Genomic DNA, 15,468 nt, shown 5'->3' on the forward strand with positions numbered 1-15,468 from the left:
GATGTTCGGCCGGCCAGCCATCCTCACTTCCTTCGCAGTGGCGCTGGCCCCGCTCCCGGCGTTTGCCGAGGATTGCAAGCAGGCCCGGGCGATCTATGCCGATCCGGCCGGTGGCTATGAGCTGCGTTTCGAACCGGTCGGGTCGGAAGCGGCCGTCACCAGCAATCACTTCAAGATCAGCATCGCGGGCACGGCCTTGCTGCTCGACGGGGTCGTACTGCCCTCCGGCGAACCGGAACGCCCGAACGGGATCGTCATGAACAATTGCCCGACGGGTGACGTGACCGGCGCCGAACTTACGGCCTGCACCGTCTGGCAGGGCCCGATCTACGCCGTCGACAGCGCCGGCACCGTAGGGTTGCTACAGGGCGAGACTGCACCCGCCGCCCGACAGATCCTGCTCCCGGATTTCGGCCCGTCGCTGCGCCAATCGAGTGCCTGGGGCAAAGGCAAGGCGACGTCCGACAGTTCCGACGTCTTCGAGTTCAAGGCATGCGCCGGATGAGCGGCGGCCGCGTCCTTCTCGTCACCGGCGGCAGCCGCGGCATCGGCGCGGCCGTCTGCCTGGCCGCGGCATCCGAGGGCTGGCGGGTGGCTGTCAACTATGCCTCCCAGCGGCAAGCTGCCGAGGAGATCGTTCGCAAAATCTCCGAGGCCGGCGGCTCGGCGATCGCCATCCAGGGGGATGTCGGCTCTGAAGACGGGATTAAAGCGATATTCTCGGCGGTCGATGCCGCCTTCGGGCGGCTCGACGGGCTGGTCAACAACGCCGGCATCGTCGGCCCGCCGCAGCGGATCGACGAGATTCCACCCGAGCGGCTGGAGCGGATGTTTCGTGTGAACGTGACCGGCGCCATGCGCTGCGCGGCGGAGGCGGTGCTCCGTATGTCGACGCGTCACGGCGGTGAGGGCGGCTCGATCGTCAATCTCTCCTCCGTCGCGGCCGTGCTGGGCGCGCCGGGTCAATATGTCGACTATGCCGCCGCGAAAGGCGCGATCGACAGCTTCACCGTCGGTCTCGCGCGCGAAGTGGCGTCCGAGGGTGTCCGTGTAAATGCGGTTCGCCCCGGCATCATCGACACCGACATTCATGCGTCCGGCGGCCTGCCCGATCGGGCCCGCGACATGGCGCCGTCGATCCCGATGCGGCGCCCGGGCACGGCCGGCGAAGTGGCCGACGCAATTCTCTATCTCCTGTCGGATAAGGCGACTTATGTGACCGGAGCCATTCTCAATGTCAGCGGCGGGCGCTGACCGCCCTTTCAGAAGACTACCCTCCCAGAAGGATTATCAAATGGCTTATGATCTCATCGTTATCGGCAGCGGTCCCGGCGGCTATGTCTGCGCTATCAAGGCGGCGCAGCTGGGCATGAAGGTCGGCGTGGTCGAGAAGCGCAGCACCTATGGCGGCACCTGCCTCAATGTCGGCTGCATTCCCTCCAAGGCGCTGCTGCATGCCTCCGAGATGTTCCATCACGCGCAGCACGGTCTCGACGCGCTGGGCGTGGAGGTCGCAAGCCCGAAGCTCAATCTTCAGAAGATGCTCGCTCACAAGGACGCCACCGTTAAGGCGAATGTCGACGGCGTCTCCTTCCTCTTCAAGAAGAACAAGATCGATGGCTTTCAGGGCACCGGCAAGGTCCTCGGCCAGGGCAAGGTCTCCGTCACCAACGACAAGGGCGAGGAGCAGGTCCTCGAAGCGAAGAACATCGTCATCGCCACCGGCTCGGACGTTGCCGGCATTCCCGGCGTCGAGCTCGAGTTCGACGAGAAGGTCATCATCTCCTCGACCGGAGCGCTGGAGCTGGAGAAGGTGCCGGCGAGCATGATCGTCGTCGGCGGCGGGGTCATCGGCCTCGAGCTCGGTTCGGTCTGGGCGCGCCTCGGCGCCAAGGTCACCGTCGTCGAGTTCCTTGACACGATCCTCGGCGGCATGGACGGCGAAGTCGCCAAGCAGCTGCAGCGGATGCTGGCGAAGCAGGGCATCGACATCAAGCTCGGCGCCAAGGTGACCGGCGTTGCGAAGCCTGGCAGCGGCGCCAGCGTCACCTTCGAGCCGGTCAAGGGCGGCGAATCGACCACGCTCGAGGCCGACGTCGTGCTGGTCGCGACCGGCCGCAAGCCCTGCACCGAGAACATGGGTCTGGCGAAGGCCGGCGTCGTTCTCGACTCGCGTGGCCGCATCGAGATCGACAATCACTTCCAGACGAGCATCGCCGGCGTCTACGCCATCGGCGACGTGGTGCGCGGGCCGATGCTCGCTCACAAGGCGGAGGACGAAGGCGTGGCCGTGGCGGAAATCATAGCCGGACAGGCGGGTCACGTGAACTACGACGTCATTCCGGGCGTCGTATACACCCAGCCGGAGGTCGCGTCCGTCGGCAAGACCGAGGAGGAACTGAAGGCCGCCGGGGTCGCCTACAAGGTCGGCAAGTTCCCCTTCACGGCCAATGGCCGCGCCCGCGCCATGCTCCAGACGGACGGCTTCGTGAAGATCCTCGCAGACAAGGAGACCGACCGGGTGCTCGGCGGCCACATCATCGGCTTCGGCGCCGGCGAGATGATCCACGAGATCGCCGTTCTGATGGAATTCGGCGGCTCGTCCGAAGACCTCGGCCGCACCTGCCACGCGCATCCGACCATGTCGGAGGCGGTCAAGGAAGCGGCGCTTTCGACCTTCTTCAAGCCGATCCACATGTGAGATCGGAGTGGCCGGGCTGCCCCTCATCCGGCCTGCCGGCCACCTTCTCCCCGCAGGCGGGGCGATGGGGACTCGCGGCGACCGCTCAAGTCCCCTCTCCCGCACGCGGAGAGAGGGCAGTCCTCGGGTTAAACCCAGGGTTTAATCCGGGAAGAGGGGCAAACGCGCCCCGCTCAGTTGACAGGCGTGAGGGTGAAGCCCTGCTGGCGCAGGAGCTCGACAAGTCCTTCCTTGCCGGGCAAGTGCAGCGCGCCGACGGCCATGAAGACATTGCCCTCTTTCAGGATCGGCTCGGCCCGTACCGCCATGATCCTGTTGCGGTCGATGATGATCCGCTGCTCGAAATCGGCATAGCCGAGATCGCCGGGCGAGATTTTCTCGGCCACCGACCGCATCATCGGCATGATCATGCCGGTGTCGCCGGCGAGATAGAGGTCGGTCATCGTCGCCAGCACATCGTCGATCGTCCTGCCGAGCGCGAGCGTATCGATCAGTGCCCTCAGATGCCACTCGACGGGAAGCGAATCCATCGCGGAAAGCTGCTCGACCAGGCTCTCCAGCCCCTTCAGGCTCTTGCCCTGGCTCACGGCATCCTCGGCGAGCTTCTTGTCAAGAAAGGATGCGCCGGCGGCCTTGCGGGTGAACTCGCAGGCCGGCAGGGCGACGAAGCTGGCGATCATCCAGGGTTTCATCCTGGCGACCAGGGGCAGGGGAATGCCGCGCGCCTTGAGGCCTTCTTCGAGAAGGGCCCGGTCCTTCGCCTCCAGGAAGTCGTCGATCGTCCTGTTGTCGGCAAACATGGTGAGGTCGGGGCGCATCAGGATGGCGGCGCTGGCCTTTCTCTCGTCGATGATCTCGTCCGACTCGACGACGACGGTCTTGGCCCCGGCATAGGCTTCCGCGCCGCCGGCGGGCATTGCCAGCACGCGCGGGTCGGTGACGTGCATGGTGCCGAGCAGGAAGGACGGCGCCAATCCTCGCCCTTCGATCTTCCAGAGCAGGCCTTTTCCGTTCGGTACGGCATCGGCCTCGCGGCGTATCGCGGCAAGGCGGGCCGGATCGGACCGCTCGAGTTCGGCGAGAACATTGCTGCCGCCGCAGTCGGTATTTTCCGCGGCTTCGGCCTTGGAGAGGGAGAACAAAACGACGAAGAGGCTTGCGGCCAGCAGCACGTGCAATAGTGCGATCAGCCACGGCAGGCCGCCGACAGCCTTGGCGGCAACAGCGCGAACGGGTCCTGTGAGCGTCGTCATGAGTATCGGTCCCCCGGGGCCAATGTCGTTCGAACCCTACGCCGCCTCGGTCACGGGTTCCTTAACGCGCGTGGTTAACGGGCGAGCGCGTCGAATTTTAGAACGGGATCGGGAAAAGCGTGAGCGGTCTTGGGAATTAATCCTTTCAGGCGCGTGGATGGGCGCGATCGTAGATTTCCAGCAGCCGCGCCGAATCGACGCCGGTATAGACCTGCGTGGTCGAGAGGCTGGCATGGCCGAGCAGTTCCTGGATGGTGCGCAGGTCGCCGCCGCCGGCGAGCAGATGGGTCGCGAAGGAATGGCGCAGCGCATGCGGCGTTGCCGAATCGGGCAGGCCAAGGGCGGAACGCAGCTTCTGCATCTCGCGCTGAATGATTGCCGGCTGCAGCCTGGCGCCACGGGCGCCGCGGAAGAGCGGCTCTGCGGGACCAGGATGGTAGGGGCAGAGCTTGCTGTAGGTCGCCACCGCCTCCATCGCCGCGGCGATCAGGGGCACGATCCGGGTCTTGCCGCCCTTGCCGGTGATGCGAAGCGAGGCCGCCCCTGAAAAATCGTCCGGCGTCAGGTCCAGCGCTTCCGATATGCGCAGGCCGCAGCCGTAGAGGAGCGTGAGCACGGCAGCGTTGCGGGCGGCGACCCACGGCTCCTCGGCAAGCTGTGCATCCGCCGTCACGACTTTCAGGGCATCCCGATCGGTCAACGGCTTCGGCAGCGATTTCGGCAGTTTTGGCGAGCGCACGGCGCCGGCGCCCGCGGCGTTGGCAAGGCCGTTTTTCTCGAGGTAGCGCAGGAACGAGCGCAGCCCGGCGAGCCCGCGCCCCAGAGTGCGCGCGCCCGCTCCGGCCTTGCGGCGCTGCGCGAGGAAGCCGCGCAGATCGGCCGGCCTCAGCGTGCGGATATCTGCGAGCCGGGGCGGCCCGGCGAGATGGCCGGTGAGGAAGGTCAGGAATTGCCGCGTGTCCCGCTCATAGGCCTCGACCGTCTTTTCGGACAGGCGGCGTTCCTCGGCAAGGCTTGCAAGCCACCGCTGACGCTCCGCCATCACCTCGGGATGGCCTATCACAAGAAGTTCGTTCACTGTCGGTCCTGCGATCGCACGGCTGTTTGCCATCGCCGAGCATGCCGCCGGGGCCGTTATGTTTTTGCTAACATCCTCTTGGAATTTGTCATTCTTAGATCATATTGAATTGCGATGTTCGCTCAGCAACCGCGGATGGGACTATGGCGAGACGTGATTCGGCGAGCGCGCTGGCGCATTTTGCAGAGGCAGTTGCGCTGGTCTCCCAGGGGCGTCCGGGTCATATCGTCGACACGCTGATCGCCGAACGCGGCCGGAAGATCGTTCGCCATCCCCTGTGGCCGGTGATGCGGCCCTTTCTGTACTCCTTGCTCAACTACCGCAAGGCGATCGAATTCGCCAATGCAGTCGCGAACATGCCCGGTTTCCAGGCGTTCGAACACCTGAGTTCTTTGCTGGCGCTCGACGTCCGTGTCGACAAGCCCGAGCGGATTCCGGCCGAAGGCGGCTTTCTCCTCGTCAGCAACCATCCGACCGGCATCGCCGACGGCATTGCCGTTTTCGATCTCCTGAAGGGCCGCCGGCCGGACATGATGTTCTTCGCCAATCGCGACGCCATACGGGTCAACCCGCGTTTCGTCGAGATGGTCATCCCGGTCGAGTGGCGCGAGGAGTACAAGTCGAAACTCAAGGCGCGCGAGACTTTGCAGGTCACCAACCGGGCGATTGAAGAGGGGAAGGCAACGGTGCTCTTTCCCTCGGGCCGCATCGCCTACTGGGCCGAGGGGCGTCTCAATGAGCGCCCCTGGAAAAGCTCCGCCATCGGCTTTGCCCGCAAGTACAACCTGCCGATCCTGCCGGTCCACATGAGCGCCCGCAATTCCGGCCTGTTCTACTGGTTCGCCAAATGGTCGACGGAACTGCGCGACATGACCGTCTTCCACGAGCTCCTGAACAAGAAGGGCGACCTTTTCGATTTTCGCATCGGCAATCTCATTCCTGCGGACGCGCTTGACGGCGATCCGATGGAGGTGACCCGGGCGCTCGAACGCCATACGGTTTTTGAACTGGCGCGAGATAGCGACGCGGTTTTCGCGACGCCGTGACCGCGGCACGGGAAAAGCCCCTCATCCGGCCTGCCGGCCACCTTCTCCCCGCAAGCGGGGCGAAGGAGACTCGCGGCGCCCACTTAGTCCCCTCTCCCCGCCTGCGGGGAGAGGGCTAGTCCTCGGGTTAAACCCGAGGAGAGGGGCAATCACGCCTGCGCTCGCGCGCTGGTCATCCAATGTGGAAAGCCGCAATCGCCCAAAGACTGCCGAAACAAAAAGGGCCCCGCATCGCTGCGAGGCCCTCATGCAAGTTGAAATCGAGGATCGATCAGGCGATCTTCTGGCCGGTCTTGGCCCAGTCGGCGAGGAACATTTCCAGGCCCTTGTCGGTCAGCGGGTGCTTGACGAGCGCCTTCAGCGTGGCCGGCGGGGCGGTGACGACGTCGGCGCCGATCACGGCGGCTTCCTTGACGTGGTTCACGGTACGGATCGAGGCGGCAAGGATTTCCGTCTCGTAGCCGTAATTGTCGAAGATGTGGCGGATTTCGCGGATCAGGTCCATGCCGTCGAAGGCGATGTCGTCGAGGCGGCCGATGAAGGGCGAGACGAAGGTTGCGCCGGCCTTGGCGGCGAGCAGCGCCTGGTTGGCGGAGAAGCAGAGCGTGACGTTGGTCTGGTGACCGTCCGAGGTCAGCGCCTTGCAGGCCTTCAAGCCGTCGAGCGTCAGCGGCAGCTTGATGCAGATATTGTCGGCGATCTTCGAAAGAGCGGCCGCTTCCTTCATCATGTCGCTATATTCGGTCGCCGTCACTTCGGCCGACACGGGGCCCTCGACGATTCCGCAGATTTCCTTGGTGACCTCGACGATGTCGCGGCCCGACTTCAGGATCAGCGACGGGTTGGTGGTGACGCCGTCGAGCAGGCCGAGATCGTTCAGTTCCCGGATTTCCTTCACGTCGGCGGTATCAACGAAAAATTTCATGGGACCGTTCCTTTGGCATTCAGCCGTTCGGGCGCCTTTCCGCTTCAGGGAAAATCCACGGCGGATATCGCGCGCGTTGAAACTGGGGTGGAACCGTGACAAACCCTTGCTCCTGCAAGGCGGCGGTTCGCTGTGCAGTTTTCTTTAACTGAAAGCGGTGGCAAGGTCACGGCCAAATGACTCTTGATTCAACCGATTTATTCGGCGCTCTCTTCGACCGCCGCGTGGTGCCCGTCCTGGTGCCGATGCCGGCGCCGAGGCCCTATTCCTACGCGGTGCCGGAGGGAATGGCGGTCGAAGCGGGCTCGATCGTGCAGGTGCCGCTCGGGCCGCGGCTTGTCGTCGGCGTCGTCTGGGACGGCCTCGACGACGGCACGGTCGATCCGACGAAGCTGAAGGAGATCGAGAAGGTCTTCGACTGCCCGCCGCTCACCCGCGACATGCGCGCCTTTCTCGACTGGGTGGCCTCCTATACGGTCACGCCCCCCGGCCTCGTGGCCCGGATGGCGCTGCGCGCGCCGACCGCCTTCGATCCGGAGCCGATGGTCGAGGCGTTGCGGCTGACCGAACGGCGGCCGGAACGCATGACCTCGGCGCGTGAACGCGTGCTGGCGACGGCCAGCGATGGCTTCTCCTGGACGCGCTCCGGCCTTGCCCATGCCGCCGGCGTCTCTTCCGGCGTGATCGACGGACTTGCCGCACAGGGCGTGTTCGAAACGGTGTTCATGCCGCCGCCGCCGGTGGTCGCCACGCCCGATCCCGATTTCGCCGCGCCGCGCCTCGAGGGTCCGCAGAAGGAGGCTGCCGCCGATCTGCTCACGGCGGTCGAGGAAAGAAAGTTCTCCGTCTCGCTGATCGACGGCGTCACGGGGTCCGGCAAGACCGAGGTCTATTTCGAGGCGGTCGCCGCAACCCTCAGGGCCGGCAAGCAGGTCCTGATCCTGCTGCCGGAGATCGCGCTGACCGCGAGCTTCCTGGAGCGCTTCCAGGACCGTTTCGGTGCGAAGCCGGCGGAATGGCATTCCGACCTTGCGCCGCGCACGAGGGAGAAGGTGTGGCGGCAGGTGACGACCGGGCAGGTGCGGGTCGTCGCCGGGGCCCGCTCGGCACTGTTCCTGCCCTTCGAGGATCTCGGCCTCATCATCGTCGACGAGGAGCACGACCCCGCCTACAAGCAGGAGGATCGTGTCTTCTACAACGCCCGCGACATGGCGGTGGTGCGCGGGCGGATCGGCGGCTTTCCGGTCGTGCTCGTTTCCGCAACGCCTTCGGTCGAGAGCCGGGTCAACGGCGAGGTCGGCCGCTACCGGCCGATCCACCTGCCGACCCGCTTCGGCGATGCGGCGCTGCCGCAGCTCGGCGTCGTCGACATGCGCCGCCATCCGCCGGAGCGTGGCGGCTTCCTCTCGCCTGTGCTGTTGAACCAGGTCGGCAAGGCGATCGGTCGCGGCGAGCAGGCGCTCCTGTTCCTGAACCGTCGCGGCTATGCGCCGCTGACGCTCTGCCGCGTCTGCGGCCACCGCTTCCAGTGCCCCGATTGCTCGAGCTGGCTGGTCGAGCACCGCTTCCGCGGCCAGATCCAGTGCCATCATTGCGGCTATTCGGAGCGCACTCCGGAGGCCTGCCCCGAATGCGGCACGCTCGACCACCTGGTCGCCTGCGGCCCGGGGGTTGAGCGCATCGCCGAGGAGGTCGAGCGGCACTTTCCCGACGCCCGTACCATCGTGCTCTCCTCCGACCTGATGGGCGTCAAGCGGCTGAGGTTGGAGCTGGAGGCGATCGCCCGCGGCGAGGCGGACATCGTCATCGGCACGCAGCTCGTCGCCAAGGGCCACAATTTTCCGATGATGACGCTGGTCGGCATCGTCGACGCCGATCTCGGCCTCGCCAATGGCGATCCGCGGGCCGCCGAGCGGACCTTCCAACTCTTGTCGCAGGTGACGGGCCGTGCCGGTCGGACGGGTCTCAAAAGCCTTGGCCTCCTGCAGACCTACCAGCCGCAGCATCCGGTGATGCAGGCGATCGTGTCGGGCGATTCGGACGCCTTCTACGACCGCGAGATCCATGAGCGGGAACGTGCGGCGCTGCCGCCCTTCGGCCGGCTTGCCTCGATCATCGTTTCCGCCGACGCGCGCAGCGATGCCGAGGGCCACGCCCGCGCCTTGCGCAACGCGGCGCCGCGCGTCGACGGCATTTCCGTGCTGGGTCCGGCCGAGGCGCCACTTGCGCTGATCCGCGGCCGGCATCGGTTCCGGCTGCTTGTTCACGGAAGGCGCAACAGCGACATGCAGTCCTTCCTGAAGGCGATGATTGCCGGGGGGCCGAAGGAGCGCGGCTCGATCAGCGTCCAGCTCGACGTCGATCCGCAGAGTTTTCTGTGATTGCAACCGGACCTGCCATGCAGCCGATTCCCATCGTCGTGTACATGCGCTAGACCAGTGGGCGTCGGCGAGAATCGTTTCTCGGCCGGCGATACCAATGACCTGCCGCGGGGAAGGGCATGGAGTTCTATATTCCGACGGAAACCGGGGAGTTCCTGGCCTTTTGCGCGGCCGGGGCGGCGATGCTGATCGGTCTCGTCATGCTCTTTGCGCCGCGTCTTACCTTTCGTGCCGCCGGAATCGGCGTCGCCGAGGGCCGGCGCGGCGGGCTGGCGGAGGCGCGCTCCACCATGGGAGGCATGCATGTGGGCCTCGGCCTCGGCGCGATCCTGCTGGCCCAGCCGATGGTCTATCTCGCCGTCGGCGCCGCCTTTGCGCTCGCGGCATTCGGCCGCATGCTGTCGATGATGAGCGACAACGGCGCGACGCTTTTCAACTGGGCCGCGCTTGCCGTCCAGTCGGCGCTTGCCATCCTGCCGCTCGCCTATGTTTTCGGGTTCATCTGACGATCTCGGGACGGGCGTAAATCCGGGCTCCCAGCAATTTAGGCAAAATTCCGTCGAACGGGGCGGTGTAATGCCGCATTCCTGCCGTTGGCGTGTTGCGAGTCCAAACATCCTATGCTAGACGAACCGCGAATTGCGGGGGAAGTGGGTCGAAAGGCCTCGATATCCTGCGAGTTATTGCAGCAAATTCAAGATGTTAGGCCAACGGTTCGCCGCTGCTGACGCTCTTGGATGATTTTGAGAGAAGCTTGTGCCCGTGGCCGACACATCCCAGCTTATTTCCGGTGTTGCAGAAAGATATGCGTCCTCGCTTTTCGAACTCGCCCTGGAGGCTGGTTCGGTCGAGACGGTCGGTGCCGACCTCGATCGCGTCCAGACGCTGATCGACGGCAGCGAGGATCTGAAGCGGCTGATCGTGAGCCCGGTCTTTTCTGCCGATGATCAGTTCAAGGCCGTTTCGGCGCTGGTCGAGAAATTCGGTTTCTCCGGGCTCGTCGGTAACTTCCTCAAGGTCGTGGCGCGCAATCGCCGTCTCTTCGCGCTGCCGGGCAGCATCAAGGCATTCCGCCTGATCGCCGCTCGCCACCGTGGTGAAATCACCGCCGACGTCACGTCGGCGCATGCGCTCACCGAAGCGCAGCAAACCGAATTGAAGGCGACGCTCAAGGGCGTCACCGGCAAAGACGTGGCGGTCAACGTCACCGTCGACCCGTCTATTCTTGGAGGTCTGATCGTCAAGGTCGGGTCCCGCCAGATTGACACCTCCCTTCGCACCAAACTCTCTACCCTTAAGCTTGCACTGAAAGAGGTCGGCTGATGGATATCCGCGCCGCGGAAATTTCCGCAATTCTCAAAGATCAGATCAAAAATTTCGGCCAGGAAGCAGAAGTCTCCGAAGTCGGCCAGGTGCTCTCCGTCGGTGACGGTATCGCCCGCGTCTACGGCCTCGACAATGTCCAGGCAGGCGAGATGGTCGAATTCCCGGGCGGAATTCGCGGCATGGCGCTGAACCTCGAAGCCGACAATGTCGGTGTGGTTATCTTCGGCTCCGACCGTGACATCAAGGAAGGCGACACCGTCAAGCGGACCGGCGCCATCGTGGACGTTCCGGTTGGTCCGGAACTGCTCGGCCGCGTCGTCGACGCGCTCGGCAACCCGATCGACGGCAAGGGCCCGATCAACGCCAAGCAGCGCGCCCGCGTCGACGTCAAGGCGCCCGGCATCATTCCGCGCAAGTCGGTGCATGAGCCGATGTCGACCGGCCTCAAGGCCATCGACGCCCTCATCCCGGTCGGCCGCGGCCAGCGCGAACTGGTCATCGGCGACCGCCAGACCGGCAAGACCGCGATCATCCTCGACACGATCCTCAACCAGAAGGCCATTCACGACAATGGTCCGGAAGGTGACAAGCTCTATTGCGTCTACGTCGCCATCGGCCAGAAGCGCTCGACGGTTGCGCAGTTCGTGAAGGTGCTCGAAGAGCGCGGCGCGCTGCAGTACTCGATCATCGTCGCTGCGACCGCCTCCGACCCGGCGCCGATGCAGTACCTCGCTCCGTTCGCCGGCTGCGCGATGGGCGAATACTTCCGCGACAACGGCAAGCATGCGCTGATCGGCTATGACGACCTTTCCAAGCAGGCCGTCGCCTACCGCCAGATGTCGCTGCTCTTGCGCCGCCCGCCGGGCCGCGAAGCCTATCCGGGCGACGTCTTCTACCTGCATTCCCGTCTCCTCGAGCGCGCTGCAAAGCTCTCCGACGAGAAGGGCGCCGGCTCGCTGACCGCTCTGCCGGTCATCGAAACGCAGGGCAACGACGTGTCCGCGTTCATTCCGACCAACGTGATCTCGATCACCGACGGCCAGATCTTCCTTGAAACCGACCTGTTCTACCAGGGCATCCGTCCGGCCGTTAACGTCGGTCTGTCGGTTTCACGCGTCGGCTCCTCCGCCCAGATCAAGGCGATGAAGCAGGTCGCAGGCTCCATCAAGGGCGAACTCGCCCAGTACCGCGAAATGGCGGCCTTCGCGCAGTTCGGCTCGGACCTCGACGCCGCCACGCAGCGCCTGCTCAACCGTGGTGCCCGCCTGACCGAACTCCTGAAGCAGCCGCAGTTCTCGCCGCTGAAGACGGAAGAGCAGGTCGCGGTGATCTTCGCCGGCGTCAACGGCTATCTCGACAAGCTGCCGGTCAACCAGGTCGGCAAGTTTGAGCAGGGTCTGCTTTCCTACCTGCGTTCGGAAGGCAAGGCCGTTCTGGATACCATCCGTACGGAAAAGGCGATCTCGGACGACACCAAGGCCAAGCTGAAGGCTGCAATCGACAGCTTCTCCAAGTCTTTCGCCTGAGCGGACTTCAACTAGGACGGACAACGGATGCCTTCACTTAAGGATCTGAAGAACCGGATCGCCTCCGTCAAGGCGACGCAGAAGATCACCAAGGCGATGAAGATGGTCGCCGCGGCAAAGCTTCGGCGTGCCCAGGAGGCGGCCGAGGCCGCCCGGCCCTATTCGCAGCGCATGGCTGCCGTTCTCGCCAATATCGCCGAGGCGGTCGGCGCGGACGACAGCGCGCCGCGGCTGATGACGGGCACCGGCAGGGACGACACGCACCTGCTGGTCGTCTGCACGGCGGAGCGCGGTCTCTGCGGCGGCTTCAATTCGCAGATCGCCCGCTTTGCCCGCGATCACGTGCGCAAGCTGCTCGCCCAGGGCAAGACGGTCAAGATCATCTGCGTCGGCAAGAAGGGCTTCGATATCCTGCGGCGCGAATTCGCGTCGCTGATCATCGACCGCGTCGACCTGCGCGAGATCAAGAAGATCGGTTTCGAGAATGCCGACCGGATCGGCCACAAGGTCATCGAGCTCTTCGAAAAGGGTGAGTTCGACGTTTGCACCTTGTTCTATTCCGAGTTCAAGTCCGTTATTTCGCAGGTTCCGACCGCCCAGCAGCTCATCCCGGCATCGGCCGGTACCGTTGCTGCCGAGGCAGACAGCGCATCGGCGATCTACGAATACGAGCCGGACGCTGCGGCCATCCTCACCGATCTCATTCCGCGCAACATTTCCGTCCAGATCTTCCGGGCCCTGCTCGAGAACGTCGCCGGCGAAATGGGCGCCAAGATGAGTGCCATGGACAATGCGACGCGCAATGCCGGTGAGATGATCAACAAGCTGACGCTCAACTACAACCGTCAGCGGCAGGCGCAGATCACCAAGGAACTCATTGAAATCATCTCGGGCGCGGAAGCGCTCTAAGGTTACGAGAAGAGGGTAAGAATTATGGCTAAGGCAGCTACCCCCAAAGAAACCGCAGCGGCGAAGAAGCCCGCTGCTCCGAAGAAGGCAGCTACCGCCAAGACCGTCGCTGTTGCGGCAACGGGCGCTGTCGGCCGCGTGACGCAGGTCATCGGCGCCGTCGTCGACGTCGCTTTCGAAGAAGGCCAGCTCCCGCAGATCCTGAACGCGCTGGAGACCGACAACAAGGGCAACCGCCTGGTTCTCGAAGTCGCACAGCATCTCGGCGAAAACGCCGTGCGCACGATCGCGATGGACTCGACCGAAGGTCTGGTCCGCGGCCAGTCGGTCACCGACACGGGCGGCCCGATCTCGGTTCCGGTCGGCAAGGAAACCCTCGGCCGCATCATGAACGTCATCGGCGAGCCGGTCGACGAAGCCGGCCCCGTGGTGACCTCGGCCCGCCGCGCCATCCACCAGGACGCGCCGGCCTATGTCGAGCAGTCGACCGAAGCGCAGATCCTCGTCACCGGCATCAAGGTCGTCGACCTGCTCGCTCCTTACGCCAAGGGCGGCAAGATCGGCCTCTTCGGCGGCGCAGGCGTCGGCAAGACCGTTCTGATCATGGAACTGATCAACAACGTCGCCAAGGCGCACGGCGGTTACTCGGTCTTCGCAGGCGTCGGTGAACGCACCCGCGAAGGCAACGACCTCTACCACGAAATGATCGAATCCGGCGTGAACAAGCACGGCGGCGGCGAAGGCTCCAAGGCAGCCCTCGTTTACGGCCAGATGAACGAACCGCCGGGCGCCCGCGCCCGCGTCGCGCTCACCGGCCTGACGATCGCCGAGCACTTCCGTGACGAAGGTCAGGACGTTCTCTTCTTCGTCGATAACATCTTCCGCTTCACCCAGGCAGGCTCGGAAGTGTCGGCTCTGCTCGGCCGTATTCCTTCGGCCGTGGGCTATCAGCCGACGCTCGCCACCGACATGGGTCAGATGCAGGAGCGCATCACCACGACGACCAAGGGCTCGATCACCTCGGTGCAGGCGATCTACGTTCCGGCGGACGACTTGACCGACCCGGCGCCGGCGACCTCGTTCGCCCACCTCGACGCGACGACCGTTCTGTCGCGCTCGATCGCCGAAAAGGGCATCTACCCGGCCGTGGACCCGCTCGACTCGACGTCGCGCATGCTCGACCCGATGATCGTCGGCGAAGAGCACTATGAGGTGTCGCGCAAGGTGCAGTCGACCCTGCAGCGCTACAAGGCGCTCCAGGACATCATCGCCATCCTCGGCATGGACGAGCTCTCGGAAGAGGACAAGCTCGCCGTTGCCCGCGCCCGCAAAATCGAGCGCTTCCTGTCGCAGCCGTTCTTCGTTGCCGAAGTCTTCACCGGTTCGCCGGGCAAGTTGGTCGCTCTCGAAGACACGATCAAGGGCTTCAAGGGCCTCGTCAACGGCGAGTACGACCACTTACCGGAAGCTGCCTTCTACATGGTAGGCTCCATCGAGGAAGCCATCGAGAAGGCCAAGAAGCTGGCTGCCGAAGCCGCCTGATAGGCATCGTGAACCGTGGCGCGGAGCTCTCGCGCCACGGTTTTCATTCCGCCGCGCTGCCAAGCGGCTGAGAACATGCACAGCCGCCGATCCGCGGCGCGCTTACCAGAAGTGAATGGTCATGGCCGACAGTTTCAATTTCGAGCTTGTTTCCCCGGAGCGCCTGCTGCTTTCCGCTCAGGTGACCGAAGTCGTCATCCCGGCTACCGAGGGTGAGATGACCGTCATGGCCAATCACGCTCCGACAATGACGACCGTCAAGCCGGGTGTGGTCACGGTCAGGACGGCCGACGGCAAGACCGATCGTTTCGCCGTCTTCGGTGGCTTCGCCGACATCCTGCCGACGGGTTGCACGCTGCTTGCCGAGTCGGCGGTCCATGTCGATGAGCTCGATCGCACGGTGCTCGAGAACCGTATCGACGAGGCCCGCGCCGAGCTCGAAGGGGCGATCGACGAGAAGAAGACCCGCATCGAGCAGTTCATCGCCGAACTGACGACACTTGGGGAGATCGTCATCCCCGCGTGAAAGGGACATCCCGATAAGGGAAACGACGGATAGACATCAGACCCCGCTCCGAGCGGGGTTTTTTGTGCTTGCCATCTTGCTGCAATGTACCAGAGGCGGCGCGTGCAGCTATGGCGCGATCGTTTGGACGTAGGCAATTCTGCCCCTCACCCTAACCCTCTCCCCGCGCGCGGGGAGAGGGGACTGGAAGGCAACGCCTAGCCGCGAGTCCCTTCGCCCCGCCTGCGGGGAGAAGGTGGCCGGCAGGCCGGATGA

14 protein-coding genes are annotated in these 15,468 nt (G+C 64.6%); 11 read left to right on the forward strand and 3 right to left on the reverse strand.

What is annotated here, in order from left to right; genetic code table 11:
• Window position 1 precedes the first annotated feature (1 nt).
• The 3 genes from AU381_RS15125 to lpdA are packed head-to-tail and all read left to right on the forward strand — an operon-like array spanning window position 2 to window position 2,701.
• The gene (locus tag AU381_RS15125) at window positions 2-505 is read left to right on the forward strand and encodes a hypothetical protein (RefSeq protein WP_064242555.1); all 504 of its coding nucleotides are present in this window, start codon (window positions 2-4) and stop codon (window positions 503-505) included.
• Complete coding sequence (locus AU381_RS15130; protein WP_064242658.1) at window positions 502-1,254, forward strand: SDR family oxidoreductase; 753 nt, start codon at window positions 502-504, stop codon at window positions 1,252-1,254. The genes AU381_RS15125 and AU381_RS15130 overlap by 4 nt, the downstream gene beginning before the upstream one ends.
• 40 nt (window positions 1,255-1,294) lie before the next feature.
• Window positions 1,295-2,701, forward strand: coding sequence for a dihydrolipoyl dehydrogenase (gene lpdA / locus AU381_RS15135; RefSeq protein WP_064242556.1), 1,407 nt, complete (start codon window positions 1,295-1,297; stop codon window positions 2,699-2,701).
• Between the two features lie 173 nt (window positions 2,702-2,874).
• Here the strand turns inward: lpdA and AU381_RS15140 are convergent, their stop codons facing one another.
• Entirely contained in the window at window positions 2,875-3,954 is a 1,080-nt protein-coding gene (locus AU381_RS15140; RefSeq protein ID WP_064242557.1) for a TraB/GumN family protein, read from the reverse strand.
• Window positions 3,955-4,099: 145 nt separating this feature from the next.
• Window positions 4,100-5,032, reverse strand: coding sequence for a tyrosine recombinase XerC (locus AU381_RS15145; protein ID WP_082910051.1), 933 nt, complete (start codon window positions 5,030-5,032; stop codon window positions 4,100-4,102).
• A gap of 143 nt (window positions 5,033-5,175) precedes the next feature.
• Between AU381_RS15145 and AU381_RS15150 the strand changes: the two genes are divergently transcribed.
• Window positions 5,176-6,078, forward strand: coding sequence for a GNAT family N-acetyltransferase (locus AU381_RS15150; protein ID WP_064242559.1), 903 nt, complete (start codon window positions 5,176-5,178; stop codon window positions 6,076-6,078).
• A gap of 271 nt (window positions 6,079-6,349) precedes the next feature.
• Here AU381_RS15150 and fsa read toward each other — a convergent pair whose 3' ends face one another.
• Complete coding sequence (gene fsa, locus AU381_RS15155; protein WP_064242560.1) at window positions 6,350-7,003, reverse strand: fructose-6-phosphate aldolase; 654 nt, start codon at window positions 7,001-7,003, stop codon at window positions 6,350-6,352.
• Between the two features lie 176 nt (window positions 7,004-7,179).
• On the opposite strand from fsa, the gene AU381_RS15160 reads away from it, so the two are divergent.
• The 7 genes from AU381_RS15160 (at window position 7,180) to AU381_RS15190 (ending at window position 15,213) form a co-directional block, all read left to right on the forward strand.
• Window positions 7,180-9,384, forward strand: coding sequence for a primosomal protein N' (locus AU381_RS15160; protein ID WP_064242561.1), 2,205 nt, complete (start codon window positions 7,180-7,182; stop codon window positions 9,382-9,384).
• 119 nt (window positions 9,385-9,503) lie between these two features.
• On the forward strand, window positions 9,504-9,890 hold the full coding sequence (locus AU381_RS15165; protein ID WP_064242562.1) for an AGROH133_08824 family phage infection protein: 387 nt from the start codon (window positions 9,504-9,506) through the stop codon (window positions 9,888-9,890).
• A 250-nt stretch (window positions 9,891-10,140) separates the two neighbouring features.
• Window positions 10,141-10,707, forward strand: a complete 567-nt coding sequence (locus AU381_RS15170; RefSeq protein ID WP_064242563.1) for a F0F1 ATP synthase subunit delta — start codon at window positions 10,141-10,143, stop codon at window positions 10,705-10,707.
• Entirely contained in the window at window positions 10,707-12,236 is a 1,530-nt protein-coding gene (gene atpA / locus AU381_RS15175; RefSeq protein WP_064242564.1) for a F0F1 ATP synthase subunit alpha, read from the forward strand. Before AU381_RS15170 ends, atpA begins: the two co-directional genes overlap by 1 nt.
• Window positions 12,237-12,263: 27 nt before the next feature.
• A complete protein-coding gene (locus tag AU381_RS15180; protein WP_064242565.1) occupies window positions 12,264-13,145 on the forward strand; it encodes a F0F1 ATP synthase subunit gamma in 882 nt (293 codons plus the stop codon).
• A 24-nt stretch (window positions 13,146-13,169) separates the two neighbouring features.
• Window positions 13,170-14,687 carry a F0F1 ATP synthase subunit beta gene (gene atpD, locus AU381_RS15185; RefSeq protein ID WP_082910032.1) on the forward strand — a complete coding sequence of 506 codons (1,518 nt, stop codon included), beginning with the start codon at window positions 13,170-13,172 and terminating at the stop codon, window positions 14,685-14,687.
• A gap of 121 nt (window positions 14,688-14,808) precedes the next feature.
• Window positions 14,809-15,213 (forward strand): F0F1 ATP synthase subunit epsilon, encoded by a 405-nt coding sequence (locus AU381_RS15190; protein WP_064242660.1) that lies wholly within the window; start codon window positions 14,809-14,811, stop codon window positions 15,211-15,213.
• The last annotated feature ends 255 nt before the right edge of the window (window positions 15,214-15,468 follow it).

Origin of the sequence: Sinorhizobium glycinis (assembly GCF_001651865.1) — a bacterium.
Taxonomy (GTDB): domain Bacteria; phylum Pseudomonadota; class Alphaproteobacteria; order Rhizobiales; family Rhizobiaceae; genus Sinorhizobium; species Sinorhizobium glycinis.

Bases quoted from the DNA above. Each gene is read 5' to 3' on its own strand.
- AU381_RS15125 (WP_064242555.1), top strand. From the start codon at position 2: ATGTTCGGCCGGCCAGCCATCCTCACTTCCTTCGCAGTGGCGCTGGCC.
- AU381_RS15180 (WP_064242565.1), top strand. From the start codon at position 12,264: ATGCCTTCACTTAAGGATCTGAAGAACCGGATCGCCTCCGTCAAGGCG.
- lpdA (WP_064242556.1), top strand. From the start codon at position 1,295: ATGGCTTATGATCTCATCGTTATCGGCAGCGGTCCCGGCGGCTATGTC.
- fsa (WP_064242560.1), bottom strand. From the start codon at position 7,003: ATGAAATTTTTCGTTGATACCGCCGACGTGAAGGAAATCCGGGAACTG.
- atpD (WP_082910032.1), top strand. From the start codon at position 13,170: ATGGCTAAGGCAGCTACCCCCAAAGAAACCGCAGCGGCGAAGAAGCCC.
- atpA (WP_064242564.1), top strand. From the start codon at position 10,707: ATGGATATCCGCGCCGCGGAAATTTCCGCAATTCTCAAAGATCAGATC.
- AU381_RS15190 (WP_064242660.1), top strand. From the start codon at position 14,809: ATGGCCGACAGTTTCAATTTCGAGCTTGTTTCCCCGGAGCGCCTGCTG.
- AU381_RS15165 (WP_064242562.1), top strand. From the start codon at position 9,504: ATGGAGTTCTATATTCCGACGGAAACCGGGGAGTTCCTGGCCTTTTGC.
- AU381_RS15130 (WP_064242658.1), top strand. From the start codon at position 502: ATGAGCGGCGGCCGCGTCCTTCTCGTCACCGGCGGCAGCCGCGGCATC.
- AU381_RS15140 (WP_064242557.1), bottom strand. From the start codon at position 3,954: ATGACGACGCTCACAGGACCCGTTCGCGCTGTTGCCGCCAAGGCTGTC.
- AU381_RS15160 (WP_064242561.1), top strand. From the start codon at position 7,180: ATGACTCTTGATTCAACCGATTTATTCGGCGCTCTCTTCGACCGCCGC.
- AU381_RS15150 (WP_064242559.1), top strand. From the start codon at position 5,176: ATGGCGAGACGTGATTCGGCGAGCGCGCTGGCGCATTTTGCAGAGGCA.